At 70.7% G+C, this 23,370-nt stretch carries 6 protein-coding genes (1 of these 6 only partly in view); 1 reads left to right on the plus strand and 5 read right to left on the minus strand.

Annotated elements, in window-relative coordinates; all coding sequences use genetic code 11:
* A complete protein-coding gene (locus AC1DMS_RS16615) occupies positions 1–2,172 on the plus strand; it encodes a TonB-dependent siderophore receptor (RefSeq protein ID WP_478181421.1) in 2,172 nt (723 codons plus the stop codon).
* Here the strand turns inward: AC1DMS_RS16615 and AC1DMS_RS16620 are convergent.
* The 5 genes in view from AC1DMS_RS16620 to AC1DMS_RS16640 are tightly spaced (each overlapping or abutting the next) and all read right to left on the minus strand, a layout consistent with a single transcriptional unit that may run on beyond the window.
* The gene (locus AC1DMS_RS16620) at positions 2,160–6,236 is read right to left on the minus strand and encodes an amino acid adenylation domain-containing protein (protein WP_478181422.1); all 4,077 of its coding nucleotides are present in this window, start codon (positions 6,234–6,236) and stop codon (positions 2,160–2,162) included. The two genes, AC1DMS_RS16615 and AC1DMS_RS16620, sit on opposite strands and share 13 nt — an antisense overlap.
* On the minus strand, positions 6,233–14,104 hold the full coding sequence (locus AC1DMS_RS16625; protein WP_478181423.1) for an amino acid adenylation domain-containing protein: 7,872 nt from the start codon (positions 14,102–14,104) through the stop codon (positions 6,233–6,235). The genes AC1DMS_RS16620 and AC1DMS_RS16625 overlap by 4 nt, the downstream gene beginning before the upstream one ends.
* Positions 14,104–17,436: an amino acid adenylation domain-containing protein gene (locus AC1DMS_RS16630; protein ID WP_478181424.1), complete on the minus strand. Its 3,333-nt coding sequence runs from the start codon at positions 17,434–17,436 to the stop codon at positions 14,104–14,106. Before AC1DMS_RS16630 ends, AC1DMS_RS16625 begins: the two co-directional genes overlap by 1 nt.
* Positions 17,433–21,995, minus strand: a complete 4,563-nt coding sequence (locus AC1DMS_RS16635) for a type I polyketide synthase (protein ID WP_478181425.1) — start codon at positions 21,993–21,995, stop codon at positions 17,433–17,435. The genes AC1DMS_RS16630 and AC1DMS_RS16635 overlap by 4 nt, the downstream gene beginning before the upstream one ends.
* Positions 21,995–23,370 carry the end of an amino acid adenylation domain-containing protein gene (locus tag AC1DMS_RS16640; RefSeq protein WP_478181426.1) on the minus strand. Its footprint extends 3,952 nt past the window's final position, so the window shows 1,376 of its 5,328 coding nt (coding positions 3,953–5,328); its start codon lies off the right edge, out of view — the gene reads right to left on this strand; the stop codon is at positions 21,995–21,997. The genes AC1DMS_RS16635 and AC1DMS_RS16640 overlap by 1 nt, the downstream gene beginning before the upstream one ends.

Here is a 23,370-nt window from a genome sequence, read left to right on the forward strand (position 1 = left end):
ATGCGTCCCCTGCCCCGACCCCGCCTGCTGAGCGCCGCGCTTGCCTCGGCCTTCGGAACCGCCTGCACCCTGTGGGCGGCCCCCGCCTTCTCGCAGGACAGCAGCAACCTGCCGGCGGTGACCGTCACGGCCGATACGGAAGCGTCGGCCAAGGGCCATGTGAACGGCTACGTGGCCAAGCGCAGCGCCACCGGCACCAAGACCGACACCCCGATCCTGGAAACCCCGCAGTCGATCTCGGTGATCACGGCCGACCGCGTGGCCGCCATCGGCGCCACCACCGTGAAGGACGCGCTGGGCTACACCCCCGGCGTGAGCACCACCGTCTTCGGCGCCGACTCGCGCTACGACTGGATCTCGATCCGCGGCTTCGACGGCTACGCGCCGGGCTTCTACCTGGACGGCATGCCCCTGCGCAACAACGGCAACTGGGGCGTCTGGCAGATCGAGCCCTATGGCATGGAGCGCATCGAAGTGCTGCGCGGACCGGCCTCGGTGCTCTACGGCCAGGCCAGCCCCGGCGGCGTGGTCAACGTCGTGAGCAAGCGCCCCACCACCGAGCCGCTGCGCGAAGTGCAGCTGCAACTGGGCAGCAACAACCGCACCCAGGTCGCCGCCGACTTCTCCGGCCCCGTCGATGCCGAAGGCAAGCTCAGCTACCGCCTGACGGCCGTGGGCCGCGACAGCAAGCTGCCGGCCGCCAGCATGGACGACGACCGCTTCTACATCGCGCCCTCGCTCACCTGGCGCCCCTCGGCGGACACCACGCTCACGCTGCTGTCGCACTTCAACCGCGTGCGCGGCGGTGTGTACACGCGCGGGCGCCCGACGGTCGGCTCGCTGGTTCCCACGCGTTTCGGCAACTACATTCCCGACTCGCTCTTCGTGGGCGACCCCAACTTCAACCACTTCGACGTGGACCAGTGGATGGTCGGCTACGAGTTCGAGCACCGCTTCAACGACACCTTCACCGCGCGCCAGAACCTGCGCTACGGCCGGCTCGACGTCGACTACGGCGCCGTGCAGGGCCGCGCGATCGTGCCGCTCAACAGCAACGCCGCCGACCCGCGCAACTACCAGATGCTGCGCCGGAGCATCTCGGGCAGCCGCGAGAGCGTCTCGACCTTCACGCTGGACAACCAGCTCGAAGCCAACTTCGTCTCGGGCGACTGGAAGCACAAGGTGCTGATCGGCCTGGACCACCAGCGCACCGGCATCGAGCAGGCCAGCTACAGCGGCGGCAGTGCGCCGAGCATCAACATCTACGCGCCCGTGTACGGCGGTCCGTTCTTCGTGCCCGCGCCCTACGTGGACGCCAACACCCGCCTGACGCAGACCGGCCTATACATCCAGGACCAGATCAAGTGGGGCGAGCGCTGGAGCCTCACGCTCGGCGGCCGCTACGACAGCGCCTCCACGGTCATCCACAGCAACCTGGACGGCACGCGCAGCGACATCCCCGAGCACAAGTTCACCAAGCGCGGCGGCCTGGTCTACACCTTCCCGAGCGGCTGGGCACCCTACCTGAGCTACTCCGAATCGTTCTCGCCCTCGGCGCGCCTGAACCCGGACACCCAGAGCCCGTTCAAGCCCGAGACCGGCCGCCAGTACGAAGCCGGCGTGCGCTACCAACCCATGGGCACCACGGACAGCTACAGCGCCGCCCTCTTCGACCTGCGCCGCCAGAACTACATCACCGCCGACGCCAACTTCCGCCCGCGCCAGACCGGCGAGGTGCTGGTACGCGGCCTGGAGCTCGAGGCGGCCTTCCAGCCCGTCAAGCGCATGAACGTGACGGTGTCCTACGCCTACACGCCCAAGGTCGAGATCACGGCCAGCAGCACGCCGAGCGAGATCGGCACGCCGCTGCTCGCGGTGTCCAAGCACCGCACCGCGCTCTGGGCGGACTACCGCTTCGACAACGGCATCAAGGTCGGCCTGGGGGCGCGCTTCACCGGCTCGAACCGCGGCGACCTGAACAAGGCGCCGGTCCAGGTGCCTTCTTACACCGTGTTCGACGCAATGATCGGCTATGACATCGACCGCTGGAGCCTTGCGCTGAACGTGCGCAACCTGGCCGACAAGACCTATTTCGCGAACTGCGACCAGTACGGCAACTGCTACTACGGCGACCAGCGCAAGGTCACGGCCACGGCCACCTACCGCTGGTAGGCCGCGGACTGGGCTGCCTGCACGGCGCCATGCGCCGCATCGGCCTCGCGCAGCAGCCCCTTCAGCGAAGCGCACAGCGCGGGATGGCGAACGATGTCCAGGTGATCGGCCTGCGGCAGCACTTCGACCGACACCACCGGCGCGTGGTCGGCCCAGTTGCGCAGCGTCTCCTCGCGGCGCAGCGAACTGTCCGCGAGGAACACATGCAGCGGCAGCGGCGACCGCGCGCAGGTGTAGCGCGCGGCCTGCACGCGCTTGTCGATCGTCGCCCACAGCAGGTACTCGGCCGCCTCGTCGCCGGTGCCGTCGAGCGGCAGCGGCTGCGCCGGGTTCAGCACCTGCTCGGCCACCCAGGCAAGCTCCTCGCCGTCCATGCGGGCGAACAGCGCCCTCCAGTGCCCGGCCATTTCCGAGCGGCCCAGCCATTGCGCGAGCACCTCGTCGGCCTGGGCACGCCGGGCGGCGCCTAGCGGCGCCGAGGCGCGCAGCGGCGCGGTCTCGAACACGTCCAGCATGCCGGTGAACACGATCTCGATGCGCCCCTGCAGTTGCCGCGCAAGCTCGAAGGCCAGGTCGCCGCCCGACGACCAGCCCAGCAGCGCGCAGCGCCCCTCGGTGGCCGTGGCGAGGATGAAGCTCGCGTACTCGGCGGCCAGCGCCTGCAGGTCGAACCCGCGCCAGCGCTTGCGCGTGTAGACGTGGCTCACGAAGCCGTACACCACGCGCTCGCCCTGCAGCGCCTCTGCGAGCGGCAGGAACTCGCGCGTGTTCACGATGAGGCCCGGCAGGCAGAACAGCGGTACGCCGGTGCCGCTCGCGCTCAGGCAGACGGCATCGTGCGAACCCTCGAACTTCTGCCGCAACCGCTCGGCGAGGCTGCCGAGGCTGCTGGCCTGCATCACATCCGGCAGGCTCAGCTGGCCGCCGCCGGGCAGCTGCTTGCGGATGCGCGCCACCAGCTTCAGGCTCAGGATGGAGTCGCCACCCAGCGCAAAGAAGTTGTCGCCACGCGCAATGCGGTCCACGCCGAGCACCTGGCTCCAGATGCGGGCCAGCGCCTCTTCGGTCGGGCCCTGCGGGGCGTCGAAACCGCGCGCGGGCTCGGGCTGCGCCGGACGCGGCAGCGCCTTGCGATCGATCTTGCCGTTGGCCGTGAGCGGCAGCGCGTCGAGCAGCACGATGCGCTCGGGCACCATCCACGCCGGCAGGCTGTCCGCCAACGCGTGCCGGAGCTCTTCCACATCGAGCGAAGTGCCCGGCCTGGCGACCACGTAGGCGCGCAGCACCATGCCCTCCTGCACGCCCGGGTCCGCGACGACCACGGCATCGGCCACGCCATCGAGCCCGCGGATGCGGCCCGCCACTTCGCCCGGCTCGACGCGGTAGCCGCGGATCTTCACCTGGTCGTCGCTGCGGCCCAGGAACTCCAGCGTGCCGTCGCTGCGCTGGCGCACGCGGTCGCCCGCGCGGTAGATACGCTGCCCGTTGCCGAAGGGCGAGGCAACGAAGCGGTCGGCGCAAAGACCGGCGCGCGAAAGATAGCCGCGCGCCACGCCGGCACCGCCGATGTAGAGCTCGCCCGCCATGCCGGGCTGCACGGGCTGCAATGCGTCGTCGAGCACCCAGGCGTCCATGTTCGCGATGGGCTTGCCCAGGGGCAGGTTGCCGGCATCGTCAGCCTGCGCCGGCGCGGCATGCGTCAGCATGCCGACCGAGGTCTCGGTCGGCCCATAGTGATTGAAGATGCGCAGGTCCGGCCGCAGCGCGCGAATGGCCTGCAGCGTTGCCGCGTCCGTCGCCTCGCCGCCCAGCACGAGCGCGTGCGACGGCAGCACCGCGGCCGCGCGCTGCGCATTCAGCAGGCCCTTCAGGTGGCTGGGCACGATCTTCAGCACGCCGGCGCGCGCCTTCGCCATGCTGTCCGCAAACGCATCGGGATCGAAGGCCGCCTCGCTCGAGATGAGGTGCAGCGCACCACCCGAGCACAGCGCGCCGAACAGCGAGGTGTGGCCAAGATCCGCCGCGACGGTGGAGACCATCGCGAAGCTCTCGTCCTCGGGCAGCGCCAGCCGCGCGAGCACGCCCTGCACATAGTTGGCCAACGCGCCGTGGTGCACGACCACGCCCTTCGGCCGGCCGGTCGATCCGGAGGTGTAGATCAGGTAGGCCGCCTGCGCGGGGTGCACCGCACGCGCGCGATGCGGCATGAAGCCGCCCGGCACGTCGAAGCCCACCTGCATGCATGGCAATGCTGCCTGCCGTGGCTTGCCGCCGGACACCAGCACCAGCGCGGCGCCGCAATCGGCCAGCAGCTCGTCGATGCGCCGCTGCGGCAGCGCCGGGTCGATGGGCACGTAGGCGCCGCCGGCCTTCAGCACCGACAGCACCGCCAGCACGAACTCGGGCGTGCGCTCCATGCAGACGGCCACGCGCTGTTCGGCACCAATGCCGCGGCTTTCGAGCTCGGTGGCCCAGTGGCCGGCCGCGCGCGACAGTTCATCGAAGCTGTGCGCGCGGTCGCCGAAAGTGAGCGCCGTCGCGCCGCCGCGCCTTGCGGCCGCCTGGTCGAACAGCGACAGCACGTTGTCGGCGGGCCAGGACGCGCGTTCGCCGCGCAGGCTCGAATCGCCGGACAGTTGCGTTGCGGCCAACGCGCGCGCCGGATCGGCCGCGACCTGCGCGGCCAGGCTGCGCAGCGCATCGGCCAGCCGCTCGATGGTCGCGTGGTCGAAGATGTCCGCGGCGTACGCGAGAACGAAGGACAGCGCGCTGCCGGTGTCGACCAAGTCGAAGCTCAGGTCGAAGTGCACTTCGTCCACGCCGATACCGTGCGCGGCCGCGGCCGGATCGGCGGGCACAGCCCCCCCCGCCTGCTGCGTCGACTTGATCTGGAACAGCGGATGCAAGCCCGGCGTGCGCTCCAGCGCCAACGCCTCGACGAGCATGTCCAGCGGCAGGTCCTGGTGGCTCTTGGCTTCGAGCACGCGCTCACGCACCTGCAACAGCAGCGCGACGAAGCCGGCCGCGGGGTCCACCTTCATGCGCAGCACCAGCACGTTGGTGAAGTGGCCCACCAGGGCAGCCAGCTCGGGGCGGTCGCGCGTGGCCGATGGCGAGCCGATGCACACGTCGCGCTCGCCGCAGTAGCGGTAGACCAAGAGGCCGAGCAGCGCGATTGCCACCATGTACGGCGATGCGGCGTGCTTGCGCGCCAGCTCCTTCAGGCGCTGCGACACATCGGGCGGCAGCGCGAAGCTGGTCTGGCCGCCGCGCGCATCGCGCGCCTTCTGGCGCGGACGGTCCAGCGGCAGCGGCGTGCTTTGCGGCGCATCCCGCAGCTGTTCGCGCCAATACGCAGTTTGCCTTTCGAGTTCGCCGGCTTCGAGCCACTGGCGCTGCCACATGGCGTAGTCGGCGTATTGCAGGGCCGGTGCCGCAGGCTGCGTGCTCCCGGCGGGCGCCGCGAGCAGCGCCTGCAGTTCGCCGACGAGCAGCGCCACCGATTGGCCGTCGGCCGCGATGTGATGCACCGCGAGAAAGAGTTCGGGCGCGCCATCGGCAAAGAGGTTCAGTTCACCGCGAAAGACAGGTCCGTGCTCCAGGTCGAACGGCCGCGCGCCAAACCCGGTGGCGGCAGCCGCAAGCTCGCGCTCGCTGTCCGCGCGCGAGCCAGCCCATTCGCGCACCGCCCAGCCGAAGCGATGCGCGGGGTCGATGTGCTGCAGCGGCTGCCCTTCGGCGCCGGCCGGGTAGGTGGTGCAGAGCACCTCGTGCCGCGCCACCAGCTGGGCGAGGCAGGCCTGCACCTGCTGCGGCGTGCACGGCAGGGGCAACGCCAGCCGCCCCGACAGGTTGTACGCCGGCGACTGCGGCGCGCGCTGCCACACCAGCCACAGGGCGCGCTGCGCATAGGCCATCGGCACCGGCGCCGCGGGGTCGCGCGGCACGATGGGCAGCGCGTCGAAACCCACGCCGTTCGCGCGCAGCTTCTCGAGAAACACGCGCTGCTTGGCCGCGGGCAACGCGGCAAAGCGGCGCGAGAGCGCGGTCATTTCCAGGCTCATAGGTCTTCCATCTCCAGTTCGCCCAGCAGGGCATCGATGCGCTCGGCGCCGCGGTCCTGGGAGACCGCCGCGCCGGCCGGCGGCTCAGTGGCCACCGCGGCCACGGCGGCGGCGAATGCCATCAGCGAGGGTTGCTCGAACACCGTGCGCAGCGGCAGCTCGATGCCGAAGCGCCGCCTGGCGCCCGACACCAGCTGCACCGCCAGCAGCGAATGGCCGCCGAGCTCGAAGAAGTTGTCGTGGCGCCCGACGCGTTCCACGCCCAGCACCTCGGACCAGATCGCCGCGAGCGCGGTCTCGACCTCGCCCTGCGGCTCGGCAAAGTCCGTTGCGCTGGCCAGCTCCGGATCGGGCAGCGCCCTGCGGTCGACCTTGCCGTTCGCGTTGAGCGGCACCGCGTCGAGCGGCACGATGGCCGAGGGCACCATGTAGTCGGGCAGGTGCTGCGATAGCCGCTCGCGCAGCACCGCGACGTCCAGCTCATGGCCGGCGCGCGGCGACACATACGCGACGAGCCGCGCACCCGCCGGCCCGTCCTTGGCCAGGACCACCGCTTCGCGCACCTCGGGCTGCGCCTGCAGCCGGGCTTCGATCTCGCCGAGTTCGATGCGAAAGCCCCGGATCTTCACCTGGTGGTCGATGCGCCCGAGGTAGTCGAGCTGCCCATCGGCACGCCAGCGCACCAGGTCGCCGGTGCGGTACAGCCGGCTGCCCGGCTCGCCGAAGGGCGCGGCGATGAAGCGCTCCGAGCTCAGGCCGGCGCGGTTGAGATAGCCGCGCGCCAGGCCTGCGCCGGACACGTGGAGCTCGCCCGCCACGCCCACGGGCAGCGGGTTGAGGTCGCCGTCCAGCACCCACAGGCCGAGGTCCGGGATGCACACGCCCACGGGGCTGCGCTTCTCGTCGAGGTCGGCCCGCACGACGGGCCGGTAGGTGACGTGCACCGTTGTCTCGGTGATGCCGTACATGTTGACCAGCTGCGGCTGCGCATCGCCGAAGCGATCGATCCAGGGCCGCAGGCTCTCGGGCTCCAGCGCCTCGCCGCCGAAGACCACGCAGCGCAGCGCGAGGCGTTCGCCGCCGTCCAGCGCCGGGCTGTGGATCAGCTGGCGGAAGGCCGATGGCGTCTGGTTCAGCACGGTCACGCGCTGCGCGCGCAGCAAGGCCACGAAGTCGTCGGGCGAGCGGCTCACCCAGTACGGCACGATCACCAGCTTGCCGCCGGTGCACAGCGCGCCGAAGATTTCCCACACCGAGAAGTCGAAGGCGTAGGAATGGAAATTCGTCCACACGTCCTGCGGGCCGAAGCGGAACCAGCCGTGAGTGGCGCCCAGCAGGCGCGCCACGTTGCGGTGCGTGAGCTGCGTGCCCTTGGGGCGGCCGGTCGAGCCCGAGGTGTAGATCACGTAGACGAGGTGGTCGGCGTGTACCGTCACCTCGGGTGCGTGCGCCGGTTCGCCGCGCAGGTCGAGCGTGTCGAGCGCCAGCACCTGCAGGCCATCGCCCACCGGGAGCTTCGCCTTCACATGGCTTTGCGTGAGCAGCAGGCCGATCGCGCTGTCCTCGATCATGTAGGCCAGGCGGTCGGCGGGGTACTCGGGGTCCAGCGGCACATAGGCGCCGCCGGCCTTCAGGATGGCGAGCAGGCCCACCACCATGCCGATGGAGCGCTCCACCGCGATGCCGACCTTCACCTCGGGCTCCACGCCGAGCGCGACCAGCCGGTGCGCCAGGCGGTTGGCACGGGCGTCGAGCTCGCCGTAGCCGAGCGCTTCGTCGCCGAGCACGAGCGCGGTGGCTTGGGGGTTCGCCCTGGCCTGGCGCTCGATCCAGCGGTGCACGGGCTCGGCGTCGTTGTGCGTATTGCGCATGGCCTCGCCCGGCGGCGGCAGCTTGTCCGCGAGCCCCACATCCCCCAGCCGCGCATCGGGCGCGTGGGCCAGCAGGCCGAGCAGCCTGTCCATGTGCGCGGCCAATGCATGCACCGCCGCTTCGTCGAACTGGCTGCGCGCATGGCTGTAGCTCAGCACCAGCGTGTCGCCCTGGTGCACGGAAAGGGTCAGCGGATAGTTCGTTTCTTCGCGGTTGCGCGCCTCGCCGAAGCGCAGGCCGCCGGGTGCCTGCTGCTTCAGTGCCTGGTCGAGCGGATAGTTCTCGAACACCACCAGGCTGTCGAACAGGTCCTGCCCGCCCTGCCCGGCCCAGCGCTGCACTTCGTACAGCGGCGTGTGCTCGTGGTCCTGCGCCGCGAGGTTGCGTGCCTGCAGCGCGCGCAGCCAATCGCCCACGCGTTGCTCCGGCTGCAGCGTGGCGATCACCGGCAGCGTGTTGATGAACAGGCCCAGCATCTGCTGCGCGCCGGGAAGATCCACCGGCCGGCCCGCCACCGTGGCACCGAAGCTCACGCTGCGCTGCCCCGTGTGGCGCGCCAGCAGCAGCGCCCACGCGGCCTGCACCAGCGTGTTGAGGGTCACGCGTTCGCGCCGGGCCGCTTCGAGCAGCGCGCGCGTGCGCGGCGCGTCGATCTCGTGGCGGTGCATGCCGTGCCCGCCCTGTTCGGCCGCGGGCTTGGGCAAGGTGTTGGCCAGCCAGGTGGGGCCTTCGAGACGGGCGAGTTCCTGGCGCCAGTGGCGCTCGTCGGCGGCGCCGTCGCGCCCTTGCAGCCACGCGATGTAGTCGGCATAGCGGCCGCCGGGGGCCGCGGGTGCTTCGCCCGCGTAGTGCCGCAGCACCTCGCCCATGAGCTGCGACGTGCTCCAGCCGTCGAGCAGCAGGTGGTGCATGGTCCAGACGAAGTGGTACCGGTCATCGCGAACGCGCACCAGCACGAGCCGCATCAGCGGCGGCTGCGCAAGGTCGAAACCCTGCGCAAGCTGCTCGCCGGCCAGTGCGTCCAGGGCCTCGGGCGCATCGGCGCGCCCCCGCCAGTCGTGTTCGGCCAGCGGCACCTCGACCTGCCGTGCCACCCATTGCCACGCGCCTTCGCCCTGGACGAACCCGGTGCGCAGCACCTCGTGCCGCTCGAGCACCGCGCGCCAGGCCGCCTTGAAGCGTTCGGCATCGAGCCCGTCGATGTCCACGCGCAACTGGTTCAGGTAGGCGCTGCCGCCGGGCGCGAGCAGGCTGTGGAACAGCATGCCGGCCTGCATCGGCGAGAGCGGGTACAGGTCCGCGAGGTTCGCCACCGGCAATGCCAGCGCGTCGAGTTGCGGCTGGCCGATGGCGGCCAGCGGAAAGTCAGCCGGCGTCACCCCTTCGGCGCCGCCGGTGCAATGCCGCACCAGCGCTTCGAGTTCCTCGCGGAAGCGCTGCATCCAGCCCTCGACCGCGGCACGGTCGTGGCGTGCGCGGCTGTAGCTTGCGCGCAGCGAGAGCTCGCCGCCGTAGACCTGGCCGTTGATCGAGAACTCGTGCGTGAGCGGCGCGCCGCCATCCACCGGAGCGCCGCTGGGCTCCTGTGCGAGGCTCCATTGCGCCTGCGCATCGGCACCGCTGTTGTCGAACTGGCCGAGGTAGTTGAAGACCACCTGCGCCCTGGGCAGCGCGCGCAGCGCCTCGCGCTGCGCGGCATCGCCCAGGTGCTTGAAGACACCATGCCCCACGCCCTTGCGCGCAACGCGGCGCAGGTCTTCTTTCACGCGCTTGAGTGCCTCGCCTTGCGCGCCGAGCGGATCGAGGGCCACCGGGAACAGCGTGGTGAACCAGCCGACGGTGCGCGACAGGTCGATGTGCGCGAACAGGTCTTCGCGGCCATGGCCTTCCAGGTCGACCAGCAGCCTGCCGTGCCCGCTCCATGCGCACAGCGCGCGGCCCAGCGCGGTCAGCAACAGGTCGTTGGCCTGTGTGCGGTAGGCCGCGGGCGCATCCTTCAGGAAGGCCTCTGTGGTGGCCTGGTCGAGCCGCAACTCGACGCTCTCCTCGTCGGCCGCGGTGTTCGATCCATGCGGACGCGCGCATGGCAGCGCGGCCGGCACGTCGGCCAGCGATTGCCAGTGGGCGAGCTCGTCGCCATGGGCCTTTGCATAGCCCTGCAATGCGACGGACCAGTCCTTGCAGCTGCTGCCCGTGGCAGGCAGCGCGACAGGCTGGCCCTCAAGGCTCTGCCAGTAGGCGGCCTGCAGGTCTTCGAGCAGGATGCGCCACGACACGCCATCGACCACCAGGTGGTGAACGACGAGCAGCAGCCGCGAGTCGCCGTCCGGCAGCTCGATGGCGAGCGCGCGGACCAGCGGGCCGTGCGCAAGATCCAGGCTGCGCTGCGCCTCTTCGCACAGCGGCGCCACCTGCGCGGCATCCGCCGCGCGCCGCACCCACACCAGTTCCGCGAACTGGTCTTCGGGCACGCTCCCATAGGTTTGGCGCCACGGCCCGCCTGCGTCCTGCCGGTAGCGCAGGCGCAGGCTGTCGTGCTGCTGCACCACCGCGCGCAGCGCCTGCCTGAAGGCCGGCAGCTGCAGCGGCTCGCGGTTCTTCAGCAGCACCGCCTGGTTCCAGTGCGCGCGCACCGGCATGTCCATCTCGAAGAATTCATGCTGGAACGGCAGCAGCGGCGCCTCGCCCTGCACGTCGCCCATCGCGGCACGCAACGCATCGGCCGGCATTGCAACAGCCGCGAGCTGCGCCACCGTCTGCCGCTCGAAGATCTGCCTGGGCGCGACCTTCCAGCCCGCCAGCCGCAGGCGCGCCACGATCTGCAGGCTCAGGATCGAATCGCCGCCGAGCTCGAAGAAGTTGTCGCCCCGGCCCACGCGCGCGAGACCCAGCACATCGGTCCATACCGCCGCAATGGCCTCTTCGGCCGCCCCGCGCGGCGACTCGAAAGCCTTGCCGTGTTCGGCGGCCGGCTCCGGCAGCGCCTTGCGGTCGACCTTGCCGCTCGGAGCGAGCGGCAGCGCATCGACCACCACCAGCGTGCCCGGCACCATGTAGTCGGGCAGCGCGCGGGCGAGCCGCTCCTTCAGCACGGCGGCATCGGCGAGCCGGCCGGCTTGCGGCGACACATAGCCCACCAGCCGCGCACCGCTCGGCCCCGGCCTTGCGACCACCACCGCCTCGCGCACTTCGGGCTGGGCCAGCAGCTGCGCCTCGATCTCGCCGAGCTCGATGCGAAAGCCTCGGATCTTCACCTGGTGGTCGATGCGCCCCAGGTATTCGAGCTGCCCGTCGTCGCGCCATCGCACCCAGTCGCCGGTGCGGTAGAGGCGTCCGCCTTCGGCATCGAAGGGGTCCGCCACGAAGCGCTCGGCCGTGAGCGGTGCGCGGTGCAGGTAGCCGCGCGCCAGGCCCTCGCCGCCGAGGTACAGCTCGCCGGCCACGTTGCGCGGCACCAGGTTCAGGTCCGCATCGAGCACGTAGGCGCTGCGGTTGCCCACAGGCCGGCCGATGGGCGCATAGCCCTCGGAGAACGCCGCGGTGTTTGCGACCTTCCAGAGCATCGGCGTGACGACCGCCTCGGTCGGGCCGTAGCCGTTGATCAGCAGCGCGGGCTTCAGGTGCCGGCACACGGCGTCGAAGCCTTCGCGCGACATCGCCTCGCCGCCGAAGGAGTACAGGTGCACCGGCGGGCAACGGCCGGTGTCGCGCGCCCAATTGGCCAGCTGCCGCAGGTAGGCCGGCGGGAAGCCGGCGTTGGTCACGCCGTGGCGCTGCATGGCGTCGAGCGTCTGCTCGGCGGTCCAGAGCGAGGCATCGCGCAAGAGCAGCGAGGCGCCGCAGCACAGCGCGGTGAAGAGGCGCTCGTGCGCCCCGTCGAACGAGAACGACAGGAAGTGCAGCTCGCGCGACCGAGGCCCCATCTCGTAGAGCACCGCGGTTTCGACGCAGTGCGCGGCGAACGGGCCGTGCGACACCATGACGCCCTTGGGCATGCCGGTCGAGCCCGATGTGTAGATGATGTAGGCGAGGTTGCCCGCATGCACGGGCACTTGGGGCGCGTCGTCGGGCTCGCCGCCCAGGTCGGCGGTGTCGAGCTGCAGCACGCGCAGGCCGTCCCGCAGCGGCAGGCCGGCCATCACATGGCTCTGCGTGAGGAGCAGCGTGATGCCGCTGTCCTCCACCATGTAGGCCAGGCGGTCGGCGGGGTACTCCGGATCGAGCGGCACATAGGCGCCGCCGGCCTTCAGGATGCCGAGCAGGCCGACCACGATATCGAATGAGCGCTCCACCGCGATGCCGACGCGCGTCTCGGGTTTCACGCCCATCGCGATCAATCGATGAGCCAGGCGATTGGCGCGCCGGTCGAGTTCGCCATAGCTCAGCACTTCGTCGCCGAAGAGCAGCGCGGGCGCATCCGGGTTCGCCTTCGCATGCCGGGCCATCAGGTGGTGCGCGGGCTCGGTTCTGTTATGACCGGAATCGTTCACGCCCCATGCCGCGAGCCGCTCCTTTTCGCCTGCAGTGAGCAGGTCGACGTCTCCCACCGCCTGTTCGGGCCGTTCGGCGAGTGCGCGCAGCACGCCCAGGTAGTGCTCGGCCAAGCGGGCGATGCTCTCTGGATCGAACAGCTCCTGCGCCACATGGAAACTCGCTTGAACGTGGCCTTGCGCGTCTTCGACGGTGCTCAGTGTCAGCTCGAACTGGGCCGTCTGCGTGCCGATCTCGTAGTCCTGCAGCGTGAGACCGGGCAGCTTGGCGAGCGCGGCCTGGTCCCTGCGCTGGTGGTTGAACATCACCTGGAACAGCGGCGCCGTGCCCAGGCTGCGTTCGGGCTGCAGGGCCTCGACCAACTGCTCGAACGGCAGGTCCTGGTGAGCCTGCGCGCCGAGTGCCGCCTCGCGGGTTTGCTGCAGTGCCTGACGCAGGCTGGTGCGGCTGCCCAGCACATTGCGCAGCACCTGCGTGTTGACGAAGAAGCCGATGACGCGCTCCGACTCCACCCGGTGGCGGTTGGCCACGGGCACGCCGACGCGGATGTCCTGCTGCGCGGTGTAGCGGTGCAGCAGCACCTGCAGCGCGGTGAGCAGCACCATGAAAAGCGTGCTGCCCTCGGCCTGCGCGCGCCGGTGCAGCGCATCGACAACGGGCTGCGGCAGCGCCATCTCGTGGCGGGCGACGCGGTACTTGCCGTCGCTGCGCCGCGCGTGGTCGGTGGGCAGTTGCAGCACCGGGTGCTCGGCGCCCAGCTGGGCCTTCCAGTAGTCGAGCTGGCGCTCCTTCTCGCCGGCTTCGAGCCAGTGGCGCTGCCACGCTGCGTAGTCGGCGTACTGGATCGGCAGGGGCGCGAGCCGCGGCGTTTGCCCGGCCGCGCGCGCACGGTATTGCGCGGCGAATTCGTCGACCAGGATCTGCATCGACCAGCCGTCCGACACGATGTGATGCATCACGACGACCAGCAAGTGTTCATCGGTGGCCAGGCGGATGAGCGCCACGCGCAGCAGCGGCCCGGCCGTGAGATCGAACGGTGTTTCGGCCAGGCGCACGGCCGCCTCCCGCGCGCGGGCCTCGCGCACTTCGGCATCGATGCCCGAGAGATCGGTGAACGGAATCTCCAGCGCCGTGCGCTCGCGAATCAGTTGTTCGACATGGCCTTCGGCATCTACCTGGAACACCGTGCGCAGCGACTCATGGCGTTCGAGCAAGGCGTCGAAGCTGGCCTGCAGCGCCTGCACATCGAGCAGGCCCTTGAGCTTCAGCCCGCCCGAAATGTGGTAGGCCGAACTGCCGGGCTCCAGCTGCCACAGGAACCATTGGCGCAGCTGCGCATACGAGGCGGGGCACCGCGCCTGCGCCGCTGCATCGCGCGCAAGGATCGGGAACTGCCCGATCGCCAGGCCCTCCGCGCGGATTTTCTGGTAGACCGCGCGGCGCTGCGCCGGATTGAGGCCCGAGAAGCGCTTGCCGATGTGAAGGTGGGTTGCCGTGATTTCCATCAAGCGATCTCCAAACTGTCGATGAAGGAATCAATGTCCGAAAGGGATTGGGCGACGGGCTTTCTGGTCGCCGCTGTGGCGACGAGCCCCGCCATGGCGGCGAGCACCGGGTGCTGGAAGACGTCCTTCACGGAGAGCTCCGCGTGCATCGTGCCCTGCACGCGGGCCACCATCTGCACCGACATCAGCGAATGGCCGCCGAGTTCGAAGAAGTTGTCGTGGCGGCCGACGCGGGCCACGCCGAGCACTTCGGCCCAGATGGTGGCGAGCGCTTCTTCCACCTCGCCCTGCGGCGCTTCGTAGACGCGCGCGCTCGCCTGCCCGGGCGGCGGCAGCGCCTTGCGGTCCACCTTGCCGTTCGGGTTGAGCGGCAAGCTGTCCAGCGCGACGACGAGCGCCGGCACCATGTAGTCCGGCAGCACGCGGCCGAGGCGTTCGCGCAGCTGCGCGGCATCGACGGCCTGTCCCGCCTGCGGCGAGACATATGCCACGAGCTGCGCACCAGCCGGCCCCTGGCTCGCGGCAACGACGGCCTCGCGCACTTCAGGCTGCACGAGCAGTTGGGCCTCGATCTCGCCGAGTTCGATACGAAAACCGCGGATCTTCACCTGGTGGTCGATGCGCCCCAGGTAGTCGAGCTGCCCTTCGCTGTTCCATCGCACGAGGTCGCCCGTGCGGTAGAGGCGCGCGCCCTCGGCCAAGCCGAAGGGGTCGGCCACGAAGCGCTCGGCGGTGAGCCCCGCGCGCTCCACATAGCCGCGCGCAAGCCCGATGCCGCCCAGGTAGAGCTCGCCCGCCACACCGGGCGCGACGAGGTTCAGATCGCCATCGAGCACGAAGGCCTGCGTGCCGGCAATCGGCCGGCCGATCGGCACCTGGGTGCGGCCGTCGCGGCGGCAGGTCCAGTGCGTGACGTCGATGGCCGCCTCGGTGGGGCCGTAGAGGTTGTGCAGCGCCGCTTGCGGCAGCCGCTGGAAGACGCCCAGTTGCGCCTCGGCGGGCAATGCCTCGCCGCTGCAGACGATCTGCCGCAGGCTGGTGCAGGCCCCGATCCCGTCGTGCGCCAGGAAGGCCTGCAGCATCGAGGGCACGAAGTGCAGCGTGCTCACGCCGTGGCGCTGAATCAATTGTGCGAGGCGTGCGGGCTCGCGGTGATCACCGGGAGCCGCCACGGCCAGCCGCGCACCGGCCATGAGCGGCCAGAAGAACTCCCACACCGACACGTCGAAGCTGAACGGCGTTTTCTGCAGCACGGTGTCCGCGCCATCGATGGGGTAGGCCGCCTGCATCCACGCCAGCCGGTTGTGCAATGCGGCGTGCCGGTTGGCCGCGCCCTTGGGGCGGCCGGTCGAGCCCGAGGTGTAGATCACGTAGGCGAGGTTTTCGCCGCTGAGTGCGACTGCCGGGTCGGCCTGCGCCATGCCACCGAGGTCCAGCGTGTCGAGCGCGAACGCCGCGACGCCGGGCGGCAGTGCAAGGCGATCGGCCAGGCTGCTGTGCGTGAGCACGAGGCCGATCTTGCTGTCTTCGACCATGTAGGCGATGCGCTCGGCCGGATGCTCGGGATCCAGCGGCACGTAGGCGCCGCCGGCCTTCAGCACCGCGAGCAAGCCGGTCACCAGTTCCAGGCTGCGCTCCAGCGCAACGCCCACCTTGACCTCGGGGCCCACGCCCTCGGCGATCAACCGGTGCGCGAGCTGGTTGGCGCGGCGGTTGAGCTCGCCGTAGCTGAGCGATGCATCGCCGAACAGCACCGCGACCGCATCCGGATGCCGGGCCGCCTGCTGTTCGATGAGGCGGTGCACCGGCACGGCGTCGCCATGGCTTTCGGTGTTGATGCTCCACCGGGCAAGCTGCGCTTTTTCTGCGGAGCCCAGCAGGTCGAGTTCATTCAGCGTCGATGCGGGCCGCGCGGCCAATGCTTCGAGCACGCGGCCGTAGTGGCCCGCGAGCCGCTCGACGGTCTGCGGCTCGAACAGCTCGGCCGCATAGCGGAAGTTGGCCTGGATGCCGCCGTCTGCGCGCTCGATGGTTTCCAGCGTGAGCTCGAACGGTGCGGCGCGCTGGGCGAGATCGATCCGGCGCACGCGCAGTCCGGGCCAGCCCTGCAACGGCCGGTCGCCCTGGCCAAGATGGTTGAACATCACCTGGAACAGCGGCGAGCCCGCATGCCCGCGCTCGGGCCGCAGGGCCTGCACCAGCCGCTCGAACGGCAGGTCCTGGTGCGCCTGCCCCTCGAGCGACACGCCCTGCACCTGCAGCAGCAGGTCGGCCAGGCGCATCTGTCCGTGCATGCGTGCATCGAGCACCACGGTGTTGATGAAGGCGCCGATGACGCCCGAGGTCTCCGGCCGGCCGCGCCCCGCCACGGGCACGCCGACGCGGATCGCCTGCTGCCCGGTGTGGCGGAACAGCAGGGCATGGAACGCAGTGAGCAAGGCCATGAACAGCGTGCCGCCCTGCTCGCGGGATTGGCGCTTCAGCGCCTCGACGAGCGCTGCCGGCACATCCAGCGTGTGCTGCGCCGCGCTGTAGTCCGCGTCGGCGGAGCGCGGCCGGTCGGTGGCGAGCGCGAGCACCGGGTGGCTGTCGCCGAGCCGGCCGCGCCAGTAGGCGAGCTGGCGCTCGCCCTCGCCGTCGTCCAGCCACTTGCGCTGCCAGCGGGCGAAGTCGACATAGCGGATCTCCGGCTGCGGCAGCGATGCTGGCAAGCCTTGAACGCGTATCGCATAAAGCTGCGCCAGTTCGTCGAGCATCAACTCGACCGACCAGGCATCGGAAATGATGTGATGCATCATCAGGAGCAACTGGTGCTCGCCGTCCGCCATCTTCAACAGCGTGCCGCGCAGCAAGGGGCCTGCCCTCAGGTCGAAGGGTGTGCGGCAGACATCCGCCACCACCTCGGCATGGCGCGATTCGCGCGCCGCTGCGTCGAGCGCGGCCAGGTCGATGAAGGGAATCCCGATCTCGACTGTCGCCTGGATGCATTGCTCGGGCAGCCCCCCCTCCCCCGAACGGAAGACAGTGCGCAGCGCCTCGTGCCGTGCCACGAGCGCCTGCATGGCCTCGCGCAAGGCGGTGATGTCGAGCGACCCGGAGAAGCCGAGCCCGCCGCCGACGTGATAGGCGGTGTTGCCCGGGTTCAGCTGCCACAGGAACCACTGCCCCTGCTGCGCGAAGGACACGGGGGCGGCGCCATCGTCCTGGTCGCGCACGATCGCCGCATGCGCCGGCGCCGGGGCCGCGTCGCGCCTCAGGCGCTGTTGCAGCAGGCTCAGTTGCGCGGGCGTCAGCCTGGCGCGCCGTTCGGAAAGATTCTGGGCTTCGCTCATGGTGCGCTGTCTTCGGTGGTTTCTGCGGTTTCGGCTTCGCGTTCGATGTCCTCGATCAGGCGCAGCTCGACCAGGGTCGCGAGCTCGGCGATGGTCGGCGCCTTGAAGAACGCGGCGGGATGCAGCTCCACGCCGTAGGCCTTGCGTACGCGGGCCAGCAGTCGGATGGCGAGCAGCGAATCGCCGCCCAGCTCGAACAGGTTGTCGTGCACGCCCACGGGCACGATGCCCAGTGCATCGCTCCAGAAGCCGGCGAGCGCATCTTCCAGCTCACTTTCGGGGGCGGCATACGGCGTCTGCAGCACTGGGCGCGAATGGCCGCTGCGCACCTCGGCCGCGGGCGCGTCGTCGAGCGAATCGAACAGGTCGTCGAGCGGCCTGAGGCGCGGCGCCAGCGGCGAGACGGACACGATGGTCTGCGGCAGGTCGGGGCCGTTGGCAATGCGCTCGAAAGCGAGCACGCCGGTGCGTTCGTCCAGGCCCACGCCCTCGGGCAGGTCCATGTCGAGCGCCACGCCAACGTCGCGCCACGCATCCCAGTTGACCGAGAACAGCGGCAGCGGCGAGCTGCGGCGGCCGGCCGTGGCCAGTGCGTCCAGGTAGGCATTGGCGGCGGCGTAGTCGCTGCGGCCGAGGCCGCCGATGAGCACCGAGATCGACGAGCAGAACAGCACGAAGTCCAGCGGCTCGGCACGCAGCGCATCGAGCAGCGCGAGCGTGCCCGCGATCTTGGGCGCGAAGGCCGCTTCGACCAGCGCCGGCGTGCGCTGGGCGATCATGCCGCGGTCGGGGTGCACGACGGCATGCACCACGCCGTGGACCGCACCGAAGCGCGCATGCACGGCGGCGAGGGCCGCGCACAGTTGCGCGGCATCGTTGACGTCGGCGGCCACCGGCAGCACCTGGGCGCCGTCCGCTTCGAGATCGATCAGCTGCTGCAGCTTGCGCCGCAGCGCCACGGGCTGGCCGGCGTCCGCAACGAGGCGCTCCCAATCGCCGCGCCCAGGCAGGAGCGTGCGGCCGAGCAGCACGAGCTTCGCTTTCCAGGTGCGGCTCAGGTAGCGCGCCATCGCCAAGCCGACGCCGCCCATGCCACCGGTGATGAGGTAGACGCCGCCTTCGCGCAGGCGCTGCCTTGCGGCGGGCGCAGGCACATCGGGCAGCGGCGCATAGCGCTTCCGCCAGCGATGCGGCCCGCGGTAGGCCACCAGGAATTCGTCTGGCGCTGCCCATGCTTCGTCGGCCACGCGGCGCGCGAGCTCGGCCTCGGCCGCGCTCTCGGGCGCGGGCAGCACCACGTCCACGACGCGGCAGGCGATCGATGGGTACTCCTGGCCCAGGATCTTCGCGAGGCCGAGCAGCGTGGCCTTCTCGGGTGCGAGCGGCTCGGTGCCGGCAACGTCTTCGACGCGGTCGGTGACGACGGTGAGCGCAAGGGTTCCGCGGCCTGCGGTACCCACCGCATCGAGCGCGTGCGCGAGTGCGAGCAGGCTGAAGTAGCCGGCCTCGAAGACCTGCGCCTGCGATGCCGCGGGCCGGTCGCCGTCCAGGCTCCACAGGTGATGCAGGCGCAGCACCGGCCCGGCTTCGGCTTTGACCTCGCGCAGCAGCGCTTCGTGGTCGGAGCGCTCGCCCGCGCGCAGGGCGTACTGGCCCGGCGCGATGCGGGCAAAGCGCGGTCCGCGCAAGGCCAGCACCACCTTTTCGCCGCGCTCGCGCAGGGTGCGCGCGAGCCGGTCGGTGAAGCTGTTCGCATCGCCGAGCACCAGCGCGCAACCTGCGCGCTCGCCCTGCTTTTCAGCGGGCGAAAGCGGCGCGCTGCGTTCCCAGAGGGGCGCGTAGAAGAGGTTCGGCGCCGTGCTCTTCGCAGGCTGCGCAGCCTCGCCCGCCTCGATCCAGAAGCGCTTGCGCTGGAAGGCATAGGTGGGCAGCGGCACGCGGCGCCGGCTTGCGCCTTCCGCGCGGCAGGCCACCCAGTCGATGTCGACGCCCGCGGTCCACAGTCCCGCCACGGCAACGGCCAGCTGCTGGGCGTTGCGCGCCGTTTGCTGCGGGTGCACCTGGCTCGCCCAGATGCCCGCGGCCTCGCGGCTTTGCGGATGCTGGCGTGCGAGGCTCGCGAGCGTTTCGCCGGGGCCGACCTCGAGCAGCACACGGCCCGGCGCGGCGAAGATCTCGCGCAAGCCCTCGGCAAAGCGCACGGTGCCGCGCAGGTGGCGGCCCCAGTACGCGGGGCTGGTCGCCTCTGCTCCGGTGATCGGCCGGCCCGTCGCGTTCGACAGGAAGGGAATGCGCGGCGCATGGCGCGGCAGCGAGGCGATCAGCTGCTCCAGCTCGGCCACGATGGGATCGACCAGGCTCGAATGCGAGGCGATGGCCACATGCAGGCGGCGCGGCAGTTGCTGGCGCGCACGCAGCGCTTCTTCGGCGCGCTCGATGGCGTCCAACGGGCCGGCCAGCACGCAGAGCTGTTCGCCGTTCACCGCGGCCAGGTCGCAGCCGTCGCGAAGGAATTGGGCCAGCGCCGATTCAGGCAGCGACACCGCCGTCATCGCGCCCGCCGCGAGCGTCTGCATCAGGCGGCCGCGCGCGGCGACGATGCGCAGCGCGTCTTCGAGCGAGAACACGCCCGACAGGCAGGCCGCCACGTATTCGCCGAGGCTGTGGCCGAGCATGAGCGCGGGCTGCACGCCGCAGCTCATCCACCAGCGCGCCATCGCGTACTCGACGGCGAACAGCGCGGGCTGCGCGTATTCCATGCGGAACAGCCGCTCGTTCGCCGCGGCTTCGTCGCCATCGGCCGGGAACACCAGCGCGAGCAGGTCGATGCCGCAGCCGGCCTTCAGCAGCGCAGCGCAGCGGTCGAGTTCTTCGCGGAACACGGCGCTGTGCTGATAGAGCGCCTCGCCCATGCGTGCATGCTGCGTGCCGCCGCCGGGAAACAGGAACACCACCTCGGGCGCAGCGGCGGGCGCACGCGACGACGGGAGCATCGGCGAAGCCAGCATCTCGGAGGCCATCGCCGGCTGGTTGGCCACCACGGCACTGCGCCAGGCGAAGGGGCGGCGTCCGCTTTGCAGCGTGTGGGCCACATCGCCCAGCGCCAGCTCCGGATGGGCCTGCAGATGCGCCGCGAGCTGCGATCGGCCCTCCGCCAGCGCGGCTTCGTCCTTTGCCGACACGGGCAGCACCTGCCAGCCGGAAGCAGGCTGTGCCGCGGCAACGGCCGGCGCCTCTTCGAGCACCACGTGCACGTTGGTGCCGCCGATGCCGAACGAGCTCACGCCCGCGCGGCGCGGCGCCTTGCCTTCAGGCCATGCACGCAATTGCGCATTGACGTAGAACGGGCTGGACGCGAAATCGATCTGCGGGTTCGGGCTCTCGTAGTGCAGGCTGGGCGGCAGCATGCGGTGCTTGAGCGCCATCACCGTCTTGATGAGCCCGGCCACGCCGGCCGCGGCATCCAGGTGGCCGATGTTGGTCTTCACCGAACCCACGGCGCAGAAGCCGCGGCGCTCGGTCTCGGCGCGAAAGGCCTGCGCGAGCGCGGCGAGTTCGATGGGGTCGCCCAGCGTGGTCGCGGTGCCGTGCGCCTCGATGTAGCCGATGGTGTCCGCCGGCACGCCCGCGATGAGCTGGGCCGCACGGATCACCTCGGCCTGGCCGTCCACGCTGGGCGCCGTGAAGCCGACCTTGGCGGCGCCGTCGTTGTTGGCCGCGCTGCCCTTGATGACCGCATGGATGGTGTCGCCGTCGCGCAGCGCGTCGTCCAGCCGCTTGAGCACCACGATGCCCGCGCCGCTGCCGATGACGGTGCCGGCCGCCTTCGCGTCGAAGGCGCGGCAGTGCCCGTCGGGCGAGAGGATGGCGCCGGCCTGGTAGCGGTAGCCGCCTTCCTGCAGCAGGTTGAGCCACACGCCGCCGGCCAGCGCCATGTCGCAGTCGTGGCTCAGGAGCGCCTGGCAGGCCGTGTGGACCGCGGTGAGCGACGTGGAGCAGGCGGTCTGCACCGTCACCGCGGGACCGCGCAGGTCGAGCTTGTACGACACGCGGGTGCACAGCGAGCCGCCCGAGTTGCCGCTCATGAGGCCCAGCAGGTCGGCGATGCCGCTCGCCGCGCCAAGGCCGAACGATGGCAGCAGGTTGCGGATGAGGTACACGTTGGCGCCCTCGCCCGCATACACGCCGACCTTGCCCGGCCAGCGTGCGGCGTCGCAGCCCGCATGTTCCAACGAGGCCCAGGCGCATTCCAGGAAGATGCGCTGCTGCGGGTCGAGGGTTTCGGCCTCGCGCGGCGAGTAGCCGAAGAAACCGGCATCGAACTTGTCGAAGCCCTCGAACATCACGCCGGCCTTCACGTAGTCGGGATCGTCCAGCAGCGACTGCGGCACGCCTTGCGCGCGCAGCTGCTCGTCGCTGAAGCGGGAGACCGAGGCCACGCCGTCCCGGATGTTGCGCCAGAAGGCGTCCACGTCGCCGGCGCCCGGAAAGCGCCCGGCCATGCCGACGATGGCGATCTCGATGCCGCTCGGCTCGGAGGATTCGAAGGGGTGGGACATCAGTTGACTCTCTCTGCCGCTTTGCGGCGTTGAAGCATGGCGGCGCGCTGGCGCAGCGCCCGGTCGTCGCTCGCCGCGGCCGCGCTGGCCGATGCGGCGGCGCGCGCGGGCGCCTGCTCCAGCCACTGGACCAGCGATTGGACGGTGGGGTACTTGAAGAGATTGACCACCGGGATGGCGGTGTGCAGCCGGTCTTCCAGCAGCCGGTGCGCGCGGATCAGCAGCAGCGAGTGGCCGCCCAGGTCGAAGAAGTTGTCGTTCAGGCCGACCTGTGCGACCTGCAGCACCTCGGACCACACCGCGGCCACCGTCTGCGCAACATGGCCCTGCGGCGCCTCGTAGGCCTGGCCGCCGGCAAGGGCCGGCTCGGGCAGCGCCTTGCGGTCCACCTTGCCGTTGGCGTTCAGCGGCAGTGCATCGAGCACCTCGAAGGCGCGCGGGACCATGTAGTCGGGCAGCACCTGCGCAAGCCGCTCTTTCAGCGCCGCGGTGTCGATGGCCTCGCCCGCATGCGGCGCGAGGTAGCCGACGAGCCGCGCGCCGGCCGGGCCGTCCCTGGCGACCACGACGGCTTCGCGCACGGCGGGCTGCGCCAGCAGCTCGGCCTCGATCTCGCCAAGCTCGATGCGAAAGCCCCGGATCTTCACCTGGTGGTCGATGCGGCCCAGGTACTCCAGCTGTCCTTCGCCGTTCCAGCGCACGAGGTCGCCGGTGCGGTAGAGCCGCCCGCCGCCAGCGCTGTCGAACGGATCGGCCACGAAGCGCTCGGCGCTCAGGCCGGCACGCTTCAGGTAGCCACGCGCAAGGCTGACGCCGCCCAGGTACAGCTCGCCCGCCACGCCCTGCGGCACGAGGTTGAGTTCGGCATCCAGGACGTGGGTGCTGGTGTGGCTGATCGGCTTGCCGATGGGCACCTGGCTCTGGCCGCTGTCATCGGGATACAGGCGGCAGGCCCAGTGCGTGACGTGGATGGTGGCCTCGGTGGGGCCGTAGAGGTTCTGCAGGCCCGCGCCGTGCAGGCGCTCGAGCGTTTCCTTCTGCGTCTCGGCCGGCATTGCCTCGCCGCCGCAGATGATGTGGCGCAGGCGCGTGCTGGCCTCGATGCCCTTGTGCGCGAGAAAGGCCTGCAGCATCGAGGGCACGAAGTTGAGCGTGGTGACCTGGTGGCGCTGGATCAGCTCGACCAGGCGCGCCGGGTCGCGGTGATCGCCGGGGTTGGCCACCACCAGCCGCGCGCCCGAGCTCATCGGCCAGAACAGCTCCCACACCGACACGTCGAAGCCGAAGGGCGCCTTGTGCAGCACGGTGTCGGCGTGCGTGAGCTTGTAGATGCCCTGCATCCACGCCATGCAGCTGTGCAGCGCGCTGTGGCGGA

The organism is Variovorax sp. 05T418 (genome assembly GCF_056396385.1).

What these genes read in the sequence shown, in the direction of transcription:
- AC1DMS_RS16615 (WP_478181421.1), top strand. Translation starts at nt 1, where the DNA reads ATGCGTCCCCTGCCCCGACCCCGCCTGCTGAGCGCCGCGCTTGCCTCG.
- AC1DMS_RS16620 (WP_478181422.1), bottom strand. Translation starts at nt 6,236, where the DNA reads ATGAGCCTGGAAATGACCGCGCTCTCGCGCCGCTTTGCCGCGTTGCCC.
- AC1DMS_RS16625 (WP_478181423.1), bottom strand. Translation starts at nt 14,104, where the DNA reads ATGGAAATCACGGCAACCCACCTTCACATCGGCAAGCGCTTCTCGGGC.
- AC1DMS_RS16630 (WP_478181424.1), bottom strand. Translation starts at nt 17,436, where the DNA reads ATGAGCGAAGCCCAGAATCTTTCCGAACGGCGCGCCAGGCTGACGCCC.
- AC1DMS_RS16635 (WP_478181425.1), bottom strand. Translation starts at nt 21,995, where the DNA reads ATGTCCCACCCCTTCGAATCCTCCGAGCCGAGCGGCATCGAGATCGCC.